Origin of the sequence: Duganella levis (assembly GCF_009857605.1) — a bacterium.
GTDB classification, from domain to species: domain Bacteria; phylum Pseudomonadota; class Gammaproteobacteria; order Burkholderiales; family Burkholderiaceae_D; genus Rugamonas; species Rugamonas levis.
The window spans coordinates 135497-157375 of sequence record NZ_WWCT01000017.1 but is presented as its reverse complement, the minus strand read 5'-3'; the positions used below and the strand labels follow the sequence as shown (position 1 = coordinate 157375).

At 64.9% G+C, this 21879-nt stretch carries 17 protein-coding genes; 8 read left to right on the top strand and 9 right to left on the bottom strand.

Features of this window, described 5'->3' with window-relative positions; genetic code table 11:
* Positions 1-21: 21 nt before the first annotated feature.
* Entirely contained in the window at positions 22-2655 is a 2634-nt protein-coding gene (locus GTP69_RS20135) for a TonB-dependent receptor (RefSeq protein WP_161056514.1), read from the bottom strand.
* Between the two features lie 314 nt (positions 2656-2969).
* Between GTP69_RS20135 and GTP69_RS20130 the strand changes: the two genes are divergently transcribed.
* Positions 2970-3635 (top strand): TetR/AcrR family transcriptional regulator, encoded by a 666-nt coding sequence (locus GTP69_RS20130; protein WP_371868033.1) that lies wholly within the window; start codon positions 2970-2972, stop codon positions 3633-3635.
* Between the two features lie 119 nt (positions 3636-3754).
* Here the strand turns inward: GTP69_RS20130 and GTP69_RS20125 are convergent, their stop codons facing one another.
* Together GTP69_RS20125 and GTP69_RS20120 are read right to left on the bottom strand one after the other, a co-directional pair.
* Complete coding sequence (locus tag GTP69_RS20125; RefSeq protein WP_161056513.1) at positions 3755-5419, bottom strand: AMP-binding protein; 1665 nt, start codon at positions 5417-5419, stop codon at positions 3755-3757.
* A gap of 33 nt (positions 5420-5452) precedes the next feature.
* Positions 5453-6178 carry a nitroreductase gene (locus GTP69_RS20120; RefSeq protein WP_161056528.1) on the bottom strand — a complete coding sequence of 242 codons (726 nt, stop codon included), beginning with the start codon at positions 6176-6178 and terminating at the stop codon, positions 5453-5455.
* A gap of 414 nt (positions 6179-6592) precedes the next feature.
* Between GTP69_RS20120 and GTP69_RS20115 the strand changes: the two genes are divergently transcribed.
* Together GTP69_RS20115 and GTP69_RS20110 are read left to right on the top strand one after the other, a co-directional pair.
* A complete protein-coding gene (locus tag GTP69_RS20115) occupies positions 6593-8737 on the top strand; it encodes a TonB-dependent receptor (RefSeq protein WP_161056512.1) in 2145 nt (714 codons plus the stop codon).
* The gene (locus GTP69_RS20110; RefSeq protein ID WP_161056511.1) at positions 8727-10334 is read left to right on the top strand and encodes a GMC family oxidoreductase; all 1608 of its coding nucleotides are present in this window, start codon (positions 8727-8729) and stop codon (positions 10332-10334) included. Before GTP69_RS20115 ends, GTP69_RS20110 begins: the two co-directional genes overlap by 11 nt.
* A gap of 3 nt (positions 10335-10337) precedes the next feature.
* Here GTP69_RS20110 and GTP69_RS20105 read toward each other — a convergent pair whose 3' ends face one another.
* Positions 10338-10649, bottom strand: a complete 312-nt coding sequence (locus GTP69_RS20105; RefSeq protein WP_161056510.1) for an AtuA-related protein — start codon at positions 10647-10649, stop codon at positions 10338-10340.
* Positions 10636-11997, bottom strand: a complete 1362-nt coding sequence (locus GTP69_RS20100) for an acyclic terpene utilization AtuA family protein (RefSeq protein ID WP_161056509.1) — start codon at positions 11995-11997, stop codon at positions 10636-10638. Before GTP69_RS20100 ends, GTP69_RS20105 begins: the two co-directional genes overlap by 14 nt.
* 96 nt (positions 11998-12093) lie before the next feature.
* On the opposite strand from GTP69_RS20100, the gene GTP69_RS20095 reads away from it, so the two are divergent.
* From GTP69_RS20095 to GTP69_RS20075, 5 genes are read left to right on the top strand one after another with little or no spacing between them, the layout of a single operon-like run.
* Complete coding sequence (locus tag GTP69_RS20095; protein ID WP_161056508.1) at positions 12094-13005, top strand: LysR family transcriptional regulator; 912 nt, start codon at positions 12094-12096, stop codon at positions 13003-13005.
* 59 nt (positions 13006-13064) lie between these two features.
* Positions 13065-14567 carry an aldehyde dehydrogenase family protein gene (locus tag GTP69_RS20090; protein ID WP_161056507.1) on the top strand — a complete coding sequence of 501 codons (1503 nt, stop codon included), beginning with the start codon at positions 13065-13067 and terminating at the stop codon, positions 14565-14567.
* Between the two features lie 2 nt (positions 14568-14569).
* Positions 14570-16306, top strand: coding sequence for a M14 family metallopeptidase (locus GTP69_RS20085; protein WP_229261057.1), 1737 nt, complete (start codon positions 14570-14572; stop codon positions 16304-16306).
* Positions 16303-17667: an MFS transporter gene (locus tag GTP69_RS20080; protein ID WP_161056505.1), complete on the top strand. Its 1365-nt coding sequence runs from the start codon at positions 16303-16305 to the stop codon at positions 17665-17667. The genes GTP69_RS20085 and GTP69_RS20080 overlap by 4 nt, the downstream gene beginning before the upstream one ends.
* Positions 17668-17674: 7 nt before the next feature.
* On the top strand, positions 17675-18061 hold the full coding sequence (locus tag GTP69_RS20075; protein ID WP_161056504.1) for a YybH family protein: 387 nt from the start codon (positions 17675-17677) through the stop codon (positions 18059-18061).
* On the opposite strand, the gene GTP69_RS20070 is transcribed toward GTP69_RS20075, so the two are convergent.
* The 4 genes from GTP69_RS20070 to GTP69_RS20055 all read right to left on the bottom strand — a co-directional run bounded on the left by GTP69_RS20070 (position 18058) and on the right by GTP69_RS20055 (position 21821).
* Positions 18058-18948, bottom strand: a complete 891-nt coding sequence (locus GTP69_RS20070; RefSeq protein WP_161056503.1) for a helix-turn-helix transcriptional regulator — start codon at positions 18946-18948, stop codon at positions 18058-18060. The two genes, GTP69_RS20075 and GTP69_RS20070, sit on opposite strands and share 4 nt — an antisense overlap.
* Positions 18949-19017: 69 nt before the next feature.
* A complete protein-coding gene (locus GTP69_RS20065; protein ID WP_161056502.1) occupies positions 19018-20202 on the bottom strand; it encodes a serine hydrolase domain-containing protein in 1185 nt (394 codons plus the stop codon).
* Between the two features lie 44 nt (positions 20203-20246).
* Positions 20247-21260: a dipeptide epimerase gene (locus GTP69_RS20060; protein WP_161056501.1), complete on the bottom strand. Its 1014-nt coding sequence runs from the start codon at positions 21258-21260 to the stop codon at positions 20247-20249.
* Between the two features lie 90 nt (positions 21261-21350).
* Positions 21351-21821, bottom strand: a complete 471-nt coding sequence (locus GTP69_RS20055) for an Lrp/AsnC family transcriptional regulator (RefSeq protein ID WP_161056500.1) — start codon at positions 21819-21821, stop codon at positions 21351-21353.
* Positions 21822-21879 lie beyond the last annotated feature (58 nt).

Below are 21879 nucleotides of genomic sequence, written 5' to 3'. Positions count from 1 at the left end.
TCTTCAGTGGTTAAGGATGGATCAGAAATTGAACGTGGCGCCGGCTTCCAGCGTCATGCCGTAGGTTTCGCGCTGGATCACGCGGTCGGCGCTGCCCTGGGTGTATTTCAGCGCGGTGTTGGTCAGGTTCTTGGCGTTGAAGAACACGCCGTAGTGCTTGTTGACCTGGTAGCTGGCGCCGAAGTCGGCCGACACCCGCGACTCGGCGAACACGTCGGAACTGCTGTTGCTGCCGATCGAATACATATTGCGGCTCATGTAGTTCGCCGCCAGTCGCAGATTCAGGCCGTCGCGCTCCCAGAACACGGCGCCGTTGTAGGTGTTGCGCGAGGTCGACGGTAGCATCTTTTTCTCGCCCGGACGGATTTCCAGCGAAGAGTCGACATAGGTCCAGTTGAACGCGGCGCCGAGGCCGCCCAGCACGCCCGGCAGCGTGGTGAAGCGCTGCTCGAAGTTGGCTTCCAGGCCGGTGGCGCGCGCCGACGACACATTGCCATAGGTCACCACGCGGGTATTCGGGGCGATGCCGGTGTAGGCGCCGCTGCTGGCGAAAGTCTGGACGACGCTGCGGTTGACGATGTAGTTGCGCAGCGCCTTGTCGAACACGCCAACCGACAGGATGCCGCCCTGCGGCAGATAGCGCTCATACGACAGGTCGAAATTGTTGGACAACGTCGGCTTCAGGTTCGGATTGCCGGTGGTGACGATGTTATTGCCGACGTCGATATTGGTGGCGGCGCTGGTCTGGTTGAAGCCCGGCCGCGCGATGGTGCTGGAAAAACTGGCGCGCAGCAGCGAGGCCGGCGCCAGTTCGTAGCGCGCCTGCACCGACGGGAACAGATTGGTGTAGCTGTTGCTGGTCTGCACCGGCGTGACCGTGCTGCCGGTGATGGCGTTGCCGGCGTGGTCGGCCTTGGTGGTTTCGACGCGCACGCCGGCCAGCAGGCCCAGCTTGTCGAAGTTCACCTGTTGCTGCACGTAGGCGGCGAACACGTTTTCCGTGTTGTGGGTGCTCTGCTTTGCCGAGTTCAGCGTATCGGCCGCCGTGTTGCGCACGAAGCCGCTGCCCTGCGCATACAGGTCGCGCATGGCCTGGTCGCTGACGTTGTAGCCGTTCTGCAGGCTGTTGCCGTAGTAAGTGACCGGCGCGCCGATGATGGTCTGCGACAGCGGCACGGCAGGCACCGCGCTGTAGGTGTAAGGATAGACGTGGTAATCGTTGGTGCGTTCGCGAACGCTGACGCCCAGCTTGAGTTCCTCGTCCGGCGCCGAGGTCAGGTGCGTCGGCAGCGCCAGGTTGGCCGCGCCAGACCATTCCGTGGTGCGGGCACGCAGCGGCGTGTTGTTGAAACTCGACAGCACGAAGCCGGCCGGCGACGCCGGATTGACACCCGCCGTGCTGATGGTCGGGTAGTTGGCGTTGGCGACGTTGTTGTAGGTGGCGGCGGTGCTGGTCGGGTTGGCGAAGGTGCTGTTGTAGTCGAATGGACGGTCGTCGGTGCCGGCGGTATGGGCGACGTCGTAGTCGACGCGCGCGCCGCCAGCCAGGGTGTGCTTGCCGCCGAGCGTGAACACCTGCGAGCTCATGGTTTCCTGCTCGTCGCGCAGCGATTTGCTGAGGGTGGTCTTGGCGTCGGTGAAGCTGCCGTCCGCGTTGGCGACCGGGGCGCCGGAGAAATTGTAGGTCAGGCGCTGGCGGTTGATGGTCTCGCGGTAGCCGGAGTCGTAGTAACGCACATACCATTTGTTGGCCGCATCCGGCTCATAGCTCAATTCGCCGCCAATGCCGTAGCGGTGGCGCGTCAGGCTGTAGTAGCGCTGGTCCAGGCTGCTGTATGCCTTGGAAAACGGGCTCTTGCTGGAGTACGAGCCTTCCAGGTCGTCCGAACCGCGCTTGTCGCGGTAGAACGACGCGGTGCCGACAAAGCTGAATGGGCGGTCGGAGTAGCCGGTCAGGCCCGAGGATGGGCTGGCGCCCATGCCGAAGCGGGTGCCGCCGCTGACCGACAGGTCGCTCACGCCGGTGCTGCGCAGCGGTTCGATGCCGACGCCGATCTTGCCGTTCAAGAACGCGTCCTGCGACGGCGCCAGCGCTTTCGGCGTGATCTCGACGGTGCCGCCCAGCGCTTCCGCGTCCTGCTCCGGCTTGTTGGTTTTGGTGACCGTGATCGAACCGATCATGCCGGCCGGGATCACGCCCATCTCGACCGCGCGGCCGCCGCCGAACGGCGTGGAAACATTGGTCGGCGGCAGGCGCACGCCGCCGAAAGTGGTGGTGGTCAGGTCGGCGTCGAGACCGCGGATGTTGATGAAGCGGCCTTCACCGCTGCCCATCGACATCGAAATGCCCGGCACGCGCCGCAACGCCTCGCCGGCATTGACATCCGGCAGCTTGATGATGTCTTCCGAGCTGAGCACATTGACCAGGTTGGGGGCGTTTTCCTGCTGCTTGCGGGCGGCGGCACGCGGCGTATGCTGGCCGGCGACCTTGACGGTCTGCAGTTCGCCACTGGCGCTGGCGCCATCGCCGGCTGCTTCTGCAGCGCTATCGGTGGCGGCCATCGCGGTGACGGCGAACAGCTGTCCGATCGCAAGCGCGATGACTGTGTGTTTATAAGGACGAACGGCAATATATTTACGGCATTTGATTTTCATGGGATTGATTTACATCGGTTTAAAACCGCGTAAATTACATTCCGATTATTACAATTTAATGACAGGTAAAAATATAATTTGAAATCATATTCAGTTAATTTTCACATGCTTAAATATTAAAGCGAATATATTTTTTCTATTTTTAATTAACATCAAATTATAAAAACAAGAAATAAAAAAAGAGCAGCCACTGGCCTGCCTGATAACGCCCCGTTGCCGGCGCAGATGGCGCCCCGGTGACTGAGCCAGGGCGCCAGCCGATAACCGCTGATTGGTCCATGTATAATCCAAATTAGCATTTCATAGGAGGCTGCGTGAACACGGAGAATGACCTGACACTACCGTCCCCCTCTGGCCGCAAGCCGCGTCTTCGCATTCGCGGCCCGGATAAATATCCCTTGATACTGAAGGCGGCGCGCGATCTCGTGGCGGCCCATGGTTTTCGCGACGTGCAGATGTCGTCCATTGCCGACGCTGCAGGCATTGCAATCGGAACCTTGTACCGCTACTTTCCGGCCAAATCCGATTTGATGATCGAAGTCGTATCACTGACGGCCCAGCGGGAAGTCGACGTCGTTGCCAGCGTTGCGAGGGAACAAGGAACTGCGGCGCAACGCCTTGGCGCTGCGGCCTGGACATTCGCCAATCGCGCCTTGCGTGGCAGACGCATGGCGTATGCCTTGGTGGCGGAGCCGGTGGAACCGGAGATCGAGGCGGCGCGCCTGAAATATCACCGCGCGCTGGCAGGTGTGTTTACTGCCATTATCGAAGATGGGGTGCGCAGCGGCGAGTTCCCCAGGCAAAATGAGCGCGGGTCTGCGGCGTGCATCGTCGGATGTCTGTTCGAAGGCCTGGTCAACCCCTTGTCGACCGATAGTTCATCCGGTGAGCCCGGGCCGACAGAGCACGCCATCGAAATCATCAGTTTTTGCTTGCGCGGGGTGTCGGGCGGGCCACTCGTGTTCGCGGCGCCGCAGTAAACCGGGCGTTCGCCGCAGTACCTGCACCTTCGGCGTGCTCAACTGCATGATGCCAGTCGCGTGCACGCGCAGCGATTCAGTCAGCGCAAGCCCCCTACCGTCGATTTCATGTCATTTCCTCATGCGGGCAAATTGCCGCTCAGCTTAGTGATGGCATCACGGCTACCGGCTTGTTTTCGCAAAATGAATTTCTGAATTTTGCCGGTGGCGGTCTTGGGCAACGCTCCGAATACGATGCGACGCGGCGCCTTGAAGTGCGCCAGACGGTCACGACAAAAAGCAATCATCTCGGCTTCGCTGATGGGCGGCATGTCGGGTTTCAATTCGACGAATGCACAAGGTACCTCGCCCCACTTTTCATCCGGCTGGGCCACTACTGCCGCGGTCAGGACACCGGGATAGCGGTACAGCACCTCTTCGACCTCGACCGACGAAATGTTTTCTCCGCCGGAGATGATGATGTCCTTGGCGCGGTCGGTAATTTGCAGGTAGCCGTCGACATGCACCACTGCCACGTCACCGGTGTGGAACCAGCCGCCCGCAAACGCGGCGGCAGTCGCAGCAGGATTTTTGAGATAGCCCATCATTACGGTATTGCCCCGCAACAGTATCTCCCCTGCCTCCGCACCATTGTTGCAGACAGCCGCCAAGGTATCGGCGTCAGCGACACGCAAATGCTCCAGGCCAGCGGCGCGCACGCCTTGGCGCGCCTTGATGCGCGCCTGTTCGTCTGCCGCCAGATCCTGCCATGCCTGCTGGTCGGCACAGCTGACCGGCGTGCCCGATACCTCGGTAATACCGAACACATGGTTCACCTCGAATCCCAGCTTATCCATCGCCGCCAGCACCGTTGCCGGCGGCGGCGAACCGGCAGTCAGCACCCGCACCCGACGCTGCAAGATCGGGGCCGCGGCGTTGGCGGCATTGGCAAGCGTCGCCAGCACGATCGGCGCGGCGCAAAAATGGTCGACCTGATGTTGTTCAATGGCAGCAAATATGTCCTCGGGTATTACCTTGCGCAGGCAAACGTGGGTCCCTGCCGCTGCTGTGATCGCCCACGTGAAGCACCAGCCGTTGGCATGAAACATCGGCAGCGTCCACAGGTAAACCGGTGCGTGGGGCAATGGCCAGTTGGTCATCTGCAGCAAACTCATCAGATAGGTGCCACGGTGGCTCGGCACCACGCCCTTGGGGTCGCCTGTGGTGCCGGAGGTGTAATTCAGCGCGATTGGCGACCACTCGTCGCGCGGCCAAATACCGGGAAAATCCGCATCGCCTGTATTGAGCAAGGATTCGTAGTCGGTCTGCCCGATCGCCGGCCCTACCGGGGCCAGATGATCGTTAATATCGATCACTTGAGGCCGCTCTGCGATCCCCTCCAGCGCGGCGGCAACCACGGCGCTGAATTCACGGTCGACCATCAGCAGCTTGCATTCTCCATGCCGCAATATAAAAGCGATCCCGTCCGCATCCAAGCGGCAGTTGATGGTATTTAACACCGCGCCGGACAGTGGCACCCCAAAGTGCGCCTCCAGCATCGCCGGCGTGTTGGGCGCGATGATGGAGACCGTATCCCCCGCTTTGATGCCGCGTTTTACCAGCGCAGATGCAAGCCTGTAACAGCGCTGCCGCGTGTCGGCCCAGCTCTGCCGCAATGCGCCATGCACGATGGCGGTGCGGGCGGGGTAGACCTCCGCTGTGCGATCAAGAAATCCCAATGGCGTCAGCGGCAGATAATTGGCCGCATTCTTGTCCAGGTCATGCGCGTAGGCACTTGCGCTCATCGTTTAGTCTCCTTCATTTTTATGGGTGTAACCTTAGCCGTGAAACGTGGTGAAATCGCCCACCGCGACACGCTGCGTCACCAGTGTGTTCTCAATACTGTCGAGGTCTGCATAACCTAAACTCATCCCGCAGACCAGCATTTGCTCAGCAGGAATCGATAATTCTCGCGCAATGATTTCGTGAAAGGCATTGAACGCCGCTTGCGCACAGGTATCCAGGCCACGGGCGCGCGCCGCCAGCATGATGTTCTGCAAAAACATGCCGTAGTCGATCAGGCTGCCGCGCCCCATGCGCCGGTCGATGGTAAATAGCAAGCCGACCGGCGCATCGAAAAACCGGTAGTTGCGGCCATGCTGCTGGTGCATCCGCGCCTTGTCACCCTTCTCGATGCCCAGCAAGCCATACAGGTCCCAGCCGACTGCCCGGCGCCGGTCAACGTAGGGCGAAAACCACTGCGCGGGATAGTAGTCATACGGTTCGGCCAGCCGGGCCATGGTGTGCGGATCGTCATACGCGCAGAGAATTGCCGTGCTCAATCGTTCCTTTGCCTGGCCGGTGACCACATGCACGTGCCAGGGCTGGGTATTGACCCCGGAAGCACAGAAACGCGCCAGGTCAAGAATCGCGGTCAGATCGTGCTGCCGCACCGGTCTCGGTAAATAAGCCCGGATTGAGCGCCGGCTCCCCAGGGTCCAATCAACGGCACGCCGCAGGTGTTCCGCATCCAGGCCGGCAGCCTCTGCCACGCGTATATTCAGCCCATCATTCAACAGTACTCTCCTTTTGGCTCAGTGCGCGATGGCCCCCAAGCGTTTTGCCGCACTGGTGGCGCCTGCAAGGGCATTAAGCGAATTTAAATTCTACTTAATAATAGTAGAATCGAGATTCACTTAAGTCAAGCGCAAATACACCCGGAGCCGGCCTGCCGCGTTGCTTGTCGCATGAAATAGACATATCTCTACAGGGGTATAGAAGGCACCCTTGTATAACTTTACATTCAGTAGCGCACCATCGATGAATGCAATTCGTGGCAGACGCTACCTACCGTGAGCAGGAGGTTGCCAACAGCCGAGTCAACACTACAATTTGGAGCGCATAGCATGCCGGTCCCGAGTACAAGCAAAACAACACTATCTCCTCGTATTGCATTTCCGTCGGAAGCATCGGCGATCATGATTGCAATCGGGCTGCTGTCGTGCAGCACCTCCAGAGCCCAGTCCGAACCGCCAGTTGACAAGGACGCCGTAGCCACCAACACCGTCGTCATCACGGCCAGCAAGCGCGCGCAGAAACTGAGCGACCTGGCCGGCACCGTCACGGCAGTGAGCGGCGCCGAGCTGGAAAAATTCGGCAGTGCCGATGCCGAGGATCTGTTGAAGCTGACGCCGGGCGTGCAGTTTAATAAAAGCGCCACCGATGGTGGCCTGATTTCCATTCGCGGCGTCGGCACCAACTCAAACGGCCCGTCCCAGGGCTTTACCCAGTCGCCGACCGGCATTTATATCGAAGACGTGCCGTTCACCGATCCGTTCGCCTTCGTATCGACACCCGATCTCGGCCTGTTCGACCTGGAGCGCGTGGAAGTGTTGCGCGGTCCGCAAGGCGCCCTGTACGGCTCGTCGTCGCTGGGCGGGGCGATCCGCTACATCGTCAACAAGCCCAATACCCACCTCACGGAAGGCTCGGTGCTGGTGGGCGCGTCCAGCACCACCGGCGGCGGCACCGGCTGGACCAGTTCCGTCATGGCCAACCTGCCGCTGGCCGACGGCAAGGCGGGCCTGCGCTTCGTCGTCAACGCCCGCAAGGAAGCCGGTTTCATCGATAACCTCGGCACCGGCGTCAACGATGCCAATACCGTGCATGTGGACGGCGGCCGCGCCATCTTCACCTACAAGCCGAGCGACGATTTCGACGTCACCGCCACCTACCTCACGCAACACAGCAAGCAGGACGACGGTCCCGGCATTTCGCCGTTCAACTACCTGACAGGCGAAGGCTACGTCAAAGCCTACGACCAGCTCACCGTGCGGACCGCCTACCCGATGCGCTACGACTCCAAGTTTGACCTGGCCACCATCCAGGCCAACTGGAATATCGGCGGCTACCGACTGACCTCGCTAAGCGGACGGCAGACCAAATCGCGCGTGGCGCGCGAGGACTTCACGCGCGACTTCTACACCCCCGAGACGGTGGGAGAAAAATGGACCTCGGACGGTTTTCTAAACTCGTCCGCCAAATCACAGGAGCTGCGTTTGGCGCCGGTGTCGGCAGGCCGCGTCAACTGGCTGGCCGGCGCCTTCTGGATGAACGCCGAGATTCAGCGCGACCAGCTGGTTTATCTGGAGCCGCGCGGCGCGGTGGCCGACCTGCGTTTCCGCCGCAACGGCGAGGCCAGCGAACGCGCCATCTTTGGCGACGCCGAAATCAAGCTGACCGACCAGCTGATCGCCGACATCGGTGCGCGCCACTACAAGACCGAGCTGTCGTATGACCGCATCGTCGGCGCCACCGGTGCCGGCGACAGCACACCATATGCCACCGGGGAAAGCGGCACCACGCCGAAGTACTCGCTGCGCTACGTGATCGACAGCGCCATGTCGGTGTATGCCCTGGCCTCGCGCGGCTACCGCTTCGGCGGCATCTCCAACCTCGGCAGCAGTCCGGCCGGCCTGCCCTACAAGTCGGACTCGCTGTGGAACTACGAGGCCGGATGGCGCTGGAGCCCCAGCAAGACCGCCTCGCTGGACGTCAGCGTGTTCCAGATCGACTGGTCCGACGTCCAGCTGTCCGAGCTGTACACCGATCCCGTCACCACCCGCAGTTTCCTCGTCACCGGCAACGTCGGCAAGGCCAGTTCGCAAGGCGTGGAGCTGGCCGCCGGCTGGCGGCCGCTGCCGTCGCTGTCGCTGAAGGGGGCGCTGGCCTACACCAAGGCCGTCACCAGCGGCGGCATCAGCCTCGGCGGCACGCCGATCGCCGGCGGCACCCGCTTGCCGGGCACCGCCAAGATGCAGGGCTCGTTCAACGCCACGCAGACCTTTGACGGCCCCTGGAACAGCGGCGGCCGCCTGTCGGCGCTGGTGGCCTACACCGGCAAGCGCTTTGCCCAGATCGACTCCGATCTGGTGCTGCCGGCCTACACCACGGCCGACCTGCGCGCCAGCCTGTCCTGGAGCGGCGTCGAAGTCACCGCCTATGCCAACAACGCCTTCAATGCCAGGGGGCTGTCCTCGGGGGTGGACTTCCCCGCGACCTACACCGAGTTCTATCCGATCCGTCCGCGCACGGTCGGCTTCAGCGTGCGCTATGACTTCTAAGGCCGAAGCCGACTTCAGCGCCGACTACATCGTGGTCGGCGCCGGCTCGGCGGGCGCGGTGGTGGCCGCGCGCCTGGCCGAACAGGCTGACGTCAATGTGATCCTGATCGAAGCCGGCGGCAGCGGCCGGACGCCGCTGCTGATGCTGACCGGCGCGATGAGTTTCATCCGCGACTGGTCGCCGTACGCCTGGCAATACGTCACCGAACCCGATCCATCGCGCGGCGGCCGAGCCGACCACTGGCGGCGCGGCCGCACGCTGGGCGGCAGCAGCAGCATCAACGGCATGATCTGGGCGCGCGGCCTGCCGCGCGACTTCGACACCTGGGCCGCGCTTGGCGCCAGCGGCTGGGAGTGGGACAGCGTGCGGCCCTACTTCATGAAGGCGGAAAGCGCGATGGGCCTGCCGGGACCGGACCGCGGCCAGCACGGCCCGGTGTGGGTGGAGACCTTCCGTTCGCCGCATCCGCTGTCGCGCGACTTGCTGGATGCCTTTGGCGCAGCCGGCTTCCCGCTGGTGTGCGATATCAATCAGGCGCGCGGCGCGGCGGCGGCCATCACGCAGACCAACCAGCGCGCCGGCCTGCGCCAGAGCACCGAGACCGCCTATCTGCGCCATCCGCCACGCAACCTGACCATCCTCAAGCACACCAGGGTACAGCGGCTGTTGATCGCCAACGGCCGGGCCAGCGGCGTCGAAGTACGCCGCGATGATGGTGCCGTGCAACGCATCATGGCGCGGCGCGAAGTCGTGCTGTGCGCCGGTGCGCTGGAAAGCCCGTCGCTGTTGCTACGCTCCGGTATCGGTCCGGCGGCGCAGCTGCGGGACCTGGGCATCACACCGGTGGTGGATGCGCCCGAGGTGGGCCGGAACCTGCAGGATCATCCGGACCTGTACGTCGAATACGCAGTCTCGCAGCCGACCTATTCCGATGCCGGCCGCTGGTACCGCCTGCCGGCCAGCGGGCTGGAATTCCTGCTGCGCCGCACCGGTCCGGCCACTTCGCCCGGCACGCACGTGTTCGCGTACGGCAGTTCCAGCGGCCGCCTGGACGAGCCGGACCTGCTGTATTTCACCGGTCCATTCGGACAGATTGCCGATGGCGCCTTCACCGGCCGCCAGCCGCTGTACAGCATCACGCCGTCGATCTGCCGGCCGCATTCGCGCGGCAAGCTGTGGCTGGCGTCAGGCGATCCGATGACGGCGCCGCGCATCCAGCCCAACCTGCTGGGCGACGAGCGCGACCTGGCGCTGATCGTCAACGCCATCGGCCTGGTGGACGACATCGTCAACCAGCCACCGTTCCGCAACAGCCTGGTCGGCCGCGTGCGGCCGCACGACGGCCTGCACCGCACCGACCGCGCCGGCCTGGAAGCGTTTGCGCGCGCGGCGGTGGCGACCTGCCATCACAGCTGCGGCACCTGTCGCATGGGTTCCGATGAACGCGCCGTGGTCGATCCGCACTTGCGCGTGCGGGGCGTCGCCAATCTGCGGGTGGCCGACGCATCGGTGTTCCCGCAGATCACCTCGGGCAACCTGAACGCACCGGTGATCATGGTCGGCGAACGGGCGGCGGACCTGATCCGCCGCGGTTGACGGTCAGCGCGGGTCTTCCAGCGCCATCGCCAGCAATGCGCTGCCGAGGCTCTTGCCATGCGCGTCCAGCGCCAGCGAGCGGGTCACGCCGCCGCCCAGCGCGCCGTGCAGCACGAAATTCAGCGCGCCCAGCGCCGGCAATTCGTAGCGCAGCACTGCTCCGGTGACGATGCCAGCGAAGTGCTGCTTGACGCGCTGCGCCGTGACCAGACGTGCCAGCAGCGCGTAATCGGCCGGGTTGTAGGCGATCAGCGCAATATTGGACACATCGCCTTTGTCGCCGGCACGGGCATGGGCAATTTCACGCAACAGCATGTTCACTCTCCTCAAAATGGATGTTTTCCTGGACCAGCGCGCGCGGCAGCAAGGTCGAGCAGATGGCCACCACTTCCCTGGCCAGCTTGCTGGCGCCGCCGCCGCCGGCGGGGCCGCAGGTGTACAGCGTTTCCACCTCGTTGCCGATGCGGATGGCGTCGGCCAGGCTGGTGGTACGGCAAGCTACGCGCAGCCGCACTTCGTAAGGGCCCGATGCCGCCCCCAGGCGTTCGCCGTGCAACGCATTCATGCCGATCAGTTCGTAGCGCGCTTCGCCGACGGCAACCCCAGTCAGCCGCAGCCGCTCCTTGACGATGTCCAGCGCCAGGCTGGCGCGCGCCACCGCGCCCGGGCCGGCGTAGGAGATTTGTCCCTCGCCCAGATAACTGTCCAGATAACCGACCGACACTTTCAGCGTATCCGGCCGCGCCCGGCCCGTCGCGCCGCGCAGCAACACGCGGTCCGGACCGTCCTCAATCACTTCGACACGGGAAAAGTCGGCCACCACGTCCGGCGTCATATACGCGGCCGGGTCATGGATCTCGTACAGCAGCTGTTCCTTGCAGGTGGCGGCGGTGACGCAACCGCCGGAACCGGCCACCTTGGTGATCAGCAGCGCGCCGTCCGCGTCGACCTCGGCAATCGGAAAGCCCAGCCGCGCCAGCCCCGCCACATCCTTGTAGCCGGGATCGGCGAAGTAGCCGCCGCTGACCTGCCCGGCGCACTCCAGCAGGTGGCCGGCCAGCGTGCCCTGGCCGAGGCGCTGCCAGTCATCCATGGCCCAGCCGTATTCGTGGATCAGCGGCGCCAGCACCAGCGCCGGGTCGGCCACCCGGCCGCTGATGATGACGTCGGCGCCTTGCGCCAGCGCCGCCACCAGCGATTGCGCGCCCAGATAGGCGTTGGCCGACAGCATGCCAACGCCCTCCCCCAGCGGCGGCTGGCAACGCTGGCCGGCTTGCGGATCGCGCTGCAGCACTGCCAGCACATCGTCGCCGGTGACTGCCGCCACCTTCAGCTTGCGCAGGCCCAGTTCGGCGGCGATCTGGCGCACGCGGGCCGCCGCCGCCAGCGGATTGGCCGCGCCCATATTGCTGATGATGCGGATGCCGTTTTGCGCGCACAGCGGCAGCACGGCCCGCATGCGCGCCTCCAGCAGCGGATCGTAGCCCAGCTCGGGCGAGCGCTGCCTGAGCTGCTGCGCCAGCGCGATGGTGCGCTCGGCCAGGCATTCGAAAATCAGATAGTCGATATCGCCGTGCGCCGCCAGCTCGACCGCCGGCTCGATGCGGTCCCCCGCGTAGCCCGATCCGGCGCCGATGCGTATTCCTCTTTTCCTTCCAGTCATGATGGGTCTCCGTTGAAATGACCGCCATCATCCGTCGCCCTGATTGCGTTGTAAAATCGATTTTTCGGGCGCATTAAGCTACTTTCCAGATCAATCATGTACGCCAATATTTCGCCCAAGCTGCTGCGCGCCTTCCTGGCCCTGAACGAGTGCCACCATTTCACGCGCGCCGCCGCCCGCAGCAACCTGTCGCAGTCGGCGTTCAGCATGCTGATCCAGAAGCTGGAAACGGCGGTCGGCGCCCAACTGGTGGTACGCGACACCCGCAACGTCACGCTGACGCCGGAGGGCGAGATGTTTGTCGAGGTGGCGCAGGCGCTGGTCAGCGAGTTCGAGCACGCCTTCGCCAACTTCGGCGACTACATCGCGCGGCGCAAGGGACGGGTCGCGCTGGCCGCTTTGCCGTCGCTGGCGGCCAACGGCCTGCCCGCCGTCATCGCCGGCTACAGGCGGCGCTATCCCGGCATCACCGTACAGTTATTCGATGCGCTGTCCGACCAATGCCTGGCGTTGCTGAACGCCGGCACGGTCGACCTGGCGCTGACGGCGCCGGGCGGCAAGCTGGAGGAATTCGTGACCGCGCCGCTGTGCGACGACCCGTTTTACCTGGTGTGCCGCGCCGACCATCCGCTGGCCGGCAAGGCCAGCATCGCGCTGGCCGAACTGGCGGGATGCGAGCTGATCCACCTGAGCAAAGCCAGCAGCGTGCGCCAGCACGCCGACCTGCTGACCGCCGGCATCGGCGTGCGCCACTCGGGACTGGAAGTCGAGCACCTGGCCACCGTCGCCGGCCTGATCGCGCAGGGGCTGGGCGTGGCGCTGTTGCCGGAATTAACACTGTTCCAGTTCCGTCACCTGCCGCTGAAGGCGATCGCGCTGGAGCCCGGCCAGCCGCCCCGGCCGCTGCTGATCGTGCGTCACCCGGAGCGACCGCTGTCGCTCGCGGCGCAAGGCATGCTGGCCTTGATCCAGCAACACTGGCCGCCGCATATCTCTCGCGAGGTATAGCTGGGGAAAATTTTCGTCTCTACACTGGAACGATGCAAAACCACACCCAGTCCAGCCTCATGAATCCAACTGTCCAACCTCACTGGCACCAGCGCGCCAGCCAGCTGCACATCGATCCCCGCGCGTTCATCCACGGCGAGCGGGTCGACGTGCACGGCTGGGGGCGCTTCAACAGCATCAACCCGCAGGACGGCGCCATCGTCGCCTCGCTGCCGTCCTGCGGCCAGGCCGAAGTGGACCGTGCGGTGGAAAGCAGCCGCAAGGCCTTCCAGCAGGGTAGCTGGTCGCAGCGCTCGCCCTACGAACGCAGCCGGGTGCTGCTGAAACTGGCCGATGCGCTGGAAAACAACCAGGAAGAACTGGCCCTGCTCGACAGCCTGGAAATGGGCATGCCGATCAGTTCCGCCCTGCCCGACATCCAGGTGGCCGCCGGCATCGTGCGCGGCGTGGCCGAGCGTGTGAACCAGCTCAGCGAGCAACTGCTGCCGAGCGCGCCCAGCACGCTGGCCCTGAATCTGCGCGTGCCACACGGCGTGGTCGGCGCCATCACGCCGTGGAATTTCCCGTTGTACGTGGCAGTGGCCAAGATCGTACCGGCGCTGGCGATGGGCAATTCGGTGGTGCTCAAGCCTTCCGAACTGGCGTCGCTGTCGTCGCTGCGGCTGGCCGACCTGGCGCACGCGGCCGGCATTCCGGCCGGCGTGCTGAACGTCATTCCCGGCCTCGGCACGGAGACCGGCCGCCTGCTGGCCTTGCACATGGATGTCGATTGCCTCAGCTTTACCGGCTCGACCAACACAGGCCGCGTGCTGATGCAGTACGCCGCGCAATCCAACCTGAAGGCGCTGCTGCTGGAATGCGGCGGCAAGTCGCCGCAGATCGTGCTCGACGACCTGGGCGACCTGGACGCGGTGGCCGAGGCCATCGTCCACGGCTACGTCTGGAACAGCGGCCAGGTGTGCGTGGCCGGCACCCGCATCCTGGTCACGCGCAAGCTGTACACGCCGCTGATGGAACGCATGGTGGCGCGGCTGGACGCGCAGCGCAGCGGCGATCCGCTGGACGCCGCCACCCAGCTCGGACCGCTGGCCAGCGCCGTGCAACTGGAACGCGTGGCCTCCATGGTCGAGGCCGCGCGCAGCAGCGGCGCCAAAGTGGTGGCCGGCGGCGCGCGCGACGAGGCCATGGGCGGCTGCCACTACCGGCCGACGCTGGTGGCCGAGGTGCCGCACAGCCATCCTTTCATGCAGGAGGAAATCTTCGGCCCGGTGGCCGGCATCCTGCCGTTCGACAGCCCGGAGCAGGCGCTGCACCTGGCCAACGATTGCCAGTTCGGCCTGGCCGCCACCTTGTGGACGCGCGACTTCTACCTCGCCAACCAGATGGCGCGCCGGGTGCATGGCGGCCCGGTCACGGTCAACGCCGTCGCCCGGCCGGCGCCAGGTTTCGTCACCGGCGCCTCGGTCGAGCCGGCACGCGTGTCAGGCTTCGGCAGCGAGGGCGGCATGGCCGGCCTGCTGGCCTACACCCGCGCCAAGAACGTGCAGTTCCGGCTGGCATGAGCATGACGCCGCCTGATTTCGAAGCATTTCCACGCTACGCGGAACTCACTGCGCTGTTGCACGGCTATGCAGCGGCGTATCCGGAGCTGGTGCAACTGGCGTCGATCGGCAAGAGCCATGAAGGCCGCGACATCTGGGTGCTGACCGTTACCGCGCTGGCCACCGGCCAGCCGCAAGACAAGCCGGCGTTCTGGGCCGATGGCAATATTCATTCGATCGAACTGACCGGCTGCACCGCCGTGCTGTACTACCTGCACCACCTGGTCAGCGGCTACGGCGCCGACGCCACCCTGACCCACCTGCTGGAGACCCGCACCATCTACCTGTGTCCGCGTCTGAGTCCGGACGGCGCCGAGCTGGCCCTGGCCGACCAGCCGCGCCATGTCCGCTCCAGCGCCCGCCTCTACCCGTCCACCGATCCGGCCCCGGCCGGCCTGGCGATCGGGGATGTGGACGGCGACGGCCGCGTGCTGTCGATGCGCATGCCGGACCCGAATGGGACCTGGAAAAAACACGCCGCCCAGCCGCGCCTGATGGTGCCGCGCGAGATCGGCGAATTCGGCGGCGAGTATTACCGCATCCTGCCCGAAGGCACGGTGCACGACTACGACGGCTATACCGTGCAGCTGAAGCCGCAGCCACAGGCGCTGGACCTGAACCGCAACTTCCCGTCCTACTGGCGGCCGGAGCACGAGCAGAAAGGCGCCGGTCCTTACCCGGCCAGCGAACCGGAGGTCAAGGCGATGGTCGACTTCGTCCTGGCCCATCCCAACATCGGCGCCGCCATCAGCTACCACACCTTCAGCGGCGTCATCCTGCGGCCGATGGGCATGATGAGCGATGCCGACATGATTGCCGAAGACCTGTGGTGCTACCAGCGCTTCAGCGAGCTTGGCACAGAGCTCAGCGGCTACCCGTCGCTGAGCATCTGGCATGACTTCAAATACCATCCGAAGGAACTGGTGGGCGGCACCCAGGACTGGCTGTACGAACAACTGGGCGCGCTGTACTGGGTGGTGGAGCTATGGAGCCCCAATCGCCAGGCCGGCATCAGCGGCTACAAGTGGATCGACTGGTTCCGCGCGCACCCGGTCGAGGACGACCTCAAGTTGCTGCGCTGGAGCGATGAGCACTGCGCCGGCCAGGCTTATGTCGACTGGCAACCGTTCCAGCATCCGCAGCTGGGCGCGGTGGAAATCGGCGGCTGGGACCAGCTCAACTACTGGCGCAATCCGCCGCCCGGCTTGCGCCAGGCCGAGGTCGAGCGTTTCCCGGCGTGGATGGACAAGATCGCGCTGAGCCTGCCGCGGCTGGAACTGGTGAGCGCCGCAGCGCAGTACATCGGCGCGGACACCTGGCAGATCCGCCTGGTGGTCTGCAACAGCGGCTGGCTGCCGGCCTATGTGACCAAACAGGCGCTGGCGCACCACGTGGTGGAGGGCGTGGTGTTCCACATCGACCTGCCCGCAGCGCCGTCACAAGCCGCGCTGTGCGGCGGCACGGCGCGCATCCAGGGGCCGCAACTGATGGGGCACGCGCCGAAAAAATCGCTGCTGGCGCTGTCGCCGGATGCGACGCCGACCGCCGACCGCGCGCTGGCCGAATGGATCGTGCAAGCGCCGGCCGGCACGCGCATCGGACTGCGCGCCGCCGCGCCACGCGCCGGCGCCCTCCACACCAGCCTGACGCTGGCGGCCCCAGAACCTCATTTAACGCTGTCCCGAAAGCTGCCTACATGATCAAGTCCAAGCCCTCCAACCGCCTGTCCTGGCCGCTGTTGGTACTGTTCGCCCTGCCGACGTTGCCGATGTACCTGCTGCGCGGGCCGGCGTTCGGCATCTTGCCGGCGCTGTATTCGGAACATTTCGCCATTTCGCTGGGCACCATGTCGCTGGTGCTGCTACTGGTACGCATTTTCGACGGCTTCCTTGACGTCGGCGTGGGCTGGGCCACCGACGCCACCTACGACCGCTGGGGTGGCCGCAAGGGCTGGTTCCTGGTCGGCTCGCTGTTGACCGTGGCCTGCGTGTTCAAGCTGTACGTGCCGCCGTCCGATGCCGACGCCGGGTACTTCGCCATCTGGTTCTTTATCGCCTACTTCGCCTGGACCATCAACGAAATTCCCTACGGCGCCTGGGCCGTCGACCTCACCACCGATTACCGCGAGCGTTCGCGCATCGCCGTCGCCCGCCAGTACTTCAATGTCGCCAGCGGCGCGCTGCTGGGACTGATCCCGCTGCTGTGGTTCCTGCCCACCAGCGACATGAACTTCGACGCCCTGCACGTGCTGGCCTGGATCGTGGCCGTGACCTTGCCGCCGATCAGCGTACTGTGCATCAAATACGTGCCGCGCGGCGTGGCCGTGTTCACCAAGCGCCACAGCCTGATCGATTCCTTCCGCGCGATCCGCGCCAACCGGGCCTGCATGCGCTTCCTGATTGCCTCTGCCTTTGCCAGCCTGGGCGACGCTGCCGGGTCGGCGGTCGGCTTCCTGCTGCTGGATTCGTATCTCGGCCTGGGCGGCGCCATCGGCATGGTGCTGCTGCAGTGGGGCGTGGCGGCGCTGGCCGGCGTCGGCATCGCCGAATGGCTGCTCAAGCGCTACGAAAAGCACCGCGTGTTTGCCTGGTCGGCTCTGGGCTGCGCCTGCTGCTACCTGGCCTTCATGCCGCTGCGTCCGGGCGCCCCCAACGTGCTGTTCTTCTATTTGATGTGCTCGTTTGCCCACACCATGTTCTACATCGTGATCGACATGCTGCCGAGTACCATGGTGGGCGACCTGGCCGACTACGATCTGATGAAGTCCGGCGTGCAGCGTACCGCCCAGTACGTCTCAGTGCTGACCTTCGTGCGCAAGGCCACCTTCGGCATCGGCACCTCGCTGTCGCTGCTGGTGCTGTCGCAGTTCGGTTTCGAAGCCAAGCATGCGCCGTATGCGGGCGATGCGCTGCTGGGCCTGCGGCTGTCGGCCTTTGTGCTGCCGATGAGCTTTTTCCTGATAGCGGCCGTGGTGATCTGGTCGTTCCCCATCACCGCCCGCCTGCATGCGGTGATCCAGCGGCGCAATGCCCGCCTGGGGCGCGCGGTGGCAGCCGATTGAGGCGCCCATGACCCCTCCTGACAACGACAGCCGGGCCGCCGAAGCCTGCCTGCACGCCTGGCACGCGGCGCTGGAGGCCCACAACTGGGCCGCCGTGGTGGCCGGCCTGACCACCGGCTTCCTGATGATCGAGCACGACCGCATCTTCGATAAGCAAGCCCTGCTGGCACTGCTGATGACCAGCGCCAGCCGCGGCCGGCAACGGGCGGTGCTGCACGGCTTCCGGACCGCGGTGCAAGGCGATACCGCCTGGACCACCGTGCAAAACGATGAGGTCTGGACCGCCAACGATGGCACCCAGACACCGTACAGCTTCCTGGAGACCGCGATCCTCAGGCGCGAAGACGGCGTCTGGCGCATCGAGCGCTACCACGCCACCCGGCTGGCCGCCTAGCCCGGCGCGACGAAGGACTGGTAGGCGGCCAGCGGGTCGCTGTCCTCGTCCGGCGTGGCGTACGGTATGCAGCGGATGAACAGCGCGAACAGTTCCGCCTGCGAGCCGATTTCCAGCTTGCGGTGGATGCTCTTGCGCTGGACCTTGACCGTGCCCTCGGTCGACTTCAGCCGGTCCGCCGTCAGCGTCGCCGAGTAACCGCTCAACATGTAGAACAGCACCTCGCGCTCGCGCTTGGTGAGCAGCGAGCTGCCGAAGTTGTCGATCGAGCTCTGCACCTTGCGGTGGATCAGGTTGTTGTCGTCGCCGCCGATGGCCGGCACCAGCGCCAGCTGGCCGTGATGCTTCTCCATGGCGGAAAAGATAATCGGCAGCACCGTTTCGATGGCGGCCACCTGCTCGGGCGCGAAACCGGTGCTGGGCTTGTTCTGTTCCAGGAACACCGACAGCGCGGTATCCTCGTCAATGCGCCAGATGATGTCGATGTAATCGGCCAGCCCCAGCTGCGAATAAAACTGCAGATAGAACTCGCTGTTGGAGAACTCGTCCGGGGCGACGTCGCGCAGGCAGTAAATGCCGCTGCCGCCGCCGGCCAGGAAGCGCTGGTAATTCGGATCGAGGATGTAGGCGCCGGAAAAATAGTCGAGCACGCCGACCTTGCGCGCGCTGGTCCAGCGGCGGTACAGCAACAGCTGCGGCCGCTGGTGGCGCGAAAAAATCATGGCGCCACCCGAATGCATCGGGCAGATGCTGGTCAGGAACTCCAGCAGGCCATGGAAAAACTCCGGCTTGCCCACCGTCTGGATCACATTGCCCAGCGCCGTCGCCAGTGCCGTATCGAGCGTGATGGTGGCGGCGGGGATATCCTGAATCCGGGAGATTTCCATGATGCTAGTTCGTATCGGTAACAGGCAACAATTCTAGCACCGGACGCGTACGGCGCCGGTGCAATAAGGTCAGCTTGCCAGGTGCTGGCGCACGGTGCGGATGAAGTGCAGCAGATCGGTATCGCGGTCCGGCTCCTGGCTGCTGAAATATGCGGGTTCGGGATACACCGCCAGCTGCACCACGGTGATCTGCTCGCGGCGGTTGATGTAGAGGCGCTGGCCGGAATGGCCCAGCGCCCACATGCCGCCGTCATCGTCCAGCCACCAGCTCAGGCCATAGGCGGAGACGCCGAGGAGCTCGGTGCCGGCGGTGTTCTCCAGCCCGGCCAGTTCGAAGGCGCGCGTGCCGACCGTCTCGATCCAGTTGTCGCCCAGCAGCTGGACGCCGTCCACCTCGCCGCCGTTCATCACCAGCATGGCAAAGCGCGTCATGTCGCGCAAGGCCATGCCGGCGCGGCTGCCGCTGATCTCCTGCCCATCCGCCGATTCCAGCGTGTAGTAGGCGTCGAATTCCATGCCGGCCGGCCGCCAGATTTTTTCCGACATGTAGTCGGCCAGCGTGCGTCCGGTGGCGGCGCACATCACGGCGCCCAGCAGATAGGTGTCGCCGGTGTTGTAATTCCAGAAGGCGCCGGGCGCATGCGCGCGCGGCAGCGAGGCCATCAGATTGAGCACGCCGCCCGGCACCTTGTTGGCCAGCGAGCGGCTGTAGCGGTTGACGTCGGAGTCGCGGTCGGTGTACTCCTCCATCCAGCGCACGCCGGACGACATGGTCAGCAGGTGGCGGATCGACACACCTTCGTAGCCGGAGCCGCGCATCGGCGCCAGGTAGCTGGTGACGGCGTCGTCCAGCGAGCCGATGGCGCCGTCGGCGATGGCTGCGCCCACCAGCACCGCCGTCATGCTCTTGACCATGGACATGGTGCTCCAGCGCTCGTGTTCCAGCAGGCCGAGGCCATAATTTTCCAGCACCACCTGGTTGCGGCAGGTCACCGTCAGGCCGGTCATATTGTTCTGGTTCATCAGGTCGGCAATCGACATCTGCCGTTCGCCCGCGCTGAATGGCGCATCGTACAGCGGGCCGCGCGCCAGCACGCGCACGCGCGGGCCACGACGGATGGTGCGGCTGGCGAACAGCCGGTCGACATTGCGGAAGCCATACGATTGCAGGCACGGCGGCCACATCAAAAAATCCTCGGCGTTCGGCAGGTGTTGCGCCGGCAAGGCGGGCATGTTGTTACTGCTGGGGGGCATGACGAGCTCCTTGGTGGATGGTGAAAAAGAAGAATGCGCCGCGCTCAGCCCCACAGGGCGGCGTCGGGCGCATGCAGGTAGCCGGCGGCGTAGGAGACCGGCGGCGTGCGGTCGTTGCGCATGTGCAGCGGGCCGTCGAGATCGACGAAATCGCAAAACGACGCCACCAGGAAAGCCGGCGCCATCGCCAGCGAGGTGCCGCAATTGCAGCCCACCATCAGCTTGAGGCCAAGCCGCTGCGCCTCGCCGCACATCAGCAGCGCTTCGGTCAGGCCGCCGCATTTGTCGAGTTTGAGATTCAGGTATTGCACCCGCCCAACCAGGCGCGCCAGGCTGGCCAGCGAAGTGCAGGCTTCGTCGGCCGCCACCGGCACCCCCAGTTGCAGGCCCGGCAGCAGGTCCTCCTGGCCGGCCGGCAGCGGCTGCTCGATCAGCGCCAGCGGCAAGCGCCGCACCGCCGCCACAAAGCGCTGCAGGCCGCCGGGCGTCCAGCCTTCGTTGGGGTCGATGGTCAGCGTGCTGCCGGGCGCGGCGTCCGCCACGGCATGCAGGCGCTCGATATCGCGTTCAAGGCCGCCATCGCTGCGATCGCCCAGCTTGACCTTGAGCACCGGCGCACGACCCCAGCGGCGGGCCTGCGCGGCCATCGCGTCCGCCGTATCGAGCGTGACGGTCAGCATGGTGGGATACCGGGTGGCGGCGCTCATAGCGTCGAGGCCGGCCAGTTCCCAGGCGCGCAGGCCGCGCTGTTTGCATTCGAGATCCCACAGCATGGCGTCCAGTGCATTGCGCAGGCCGTCGGGCGGCAGGCGGGCACGCAGCGCGGCGCGGTCCGGCATCTGCTCCAGCCATGACAGCGCCTGTTGGCCGCGCACCAGCGCGCGCACGCTTTCCTGCTCGTCGGATTCATGCTGCTCGCCTTCGCCATGCACCAGCATGTCGCCGGCCCTGGCGGTCGCGTGCAATATGGTCTGCGTTTCCAGCACGCCCCGTGAAATGCTGATTTTCTGGCGATACGGCCAGTGCTGTATCGCCACTTTCATTTTTGCTGTTCGCATCAGAGATCGTCCCCAGGTCGGCAAGAGCAGCAGATAATCGCTCGCGCCTGCACCGGTCGCAATACCCTGTTGGGGGAATGCGACCGGCGGCTACAGCAACGGGGAAGGACGCATCAGCACCGTCTTGAGGGCAAAGCTGGACTTGATGTGCGCCACGCCGGGAATGCGCGTGAGCGTGCGGGTGAGGAAGCGGTGATAGGTGTCGAGGTCGGGCACCACCACGCGCAAGGTGTAGTCGGCGTCGCCGGTCATCAGGAAGCAGCTCATCACCTCGGGGGCGAGCGCGATCTGTTCCTCAAAGCGCTGGATGGCGTCTTCCGCCTGGCTGCTCAGCGTGACGGCCACGAACACGCACACGCGGCCAGCCAGCTTGCCTTCGTCGAGCTGGGCGACATAGCCCTGGATATAGCCAGCCTCTTCCAGCTGGCGCACGCGCCGCAGGGTCGGCGTCAGCGACAAGCCGATCTGCTCGGCCAGCTCGCTCCACGCCACGCGGCCGTCGCGCGCCAGCACCTGCAGCAGCTTGCGGTCGATTTTATCGAGATCATCCTGATTAGCCATATTTCTCCATCCCTCTATTCATTTTTGGATATTGTCGACTAATTATTGCACCAATCAT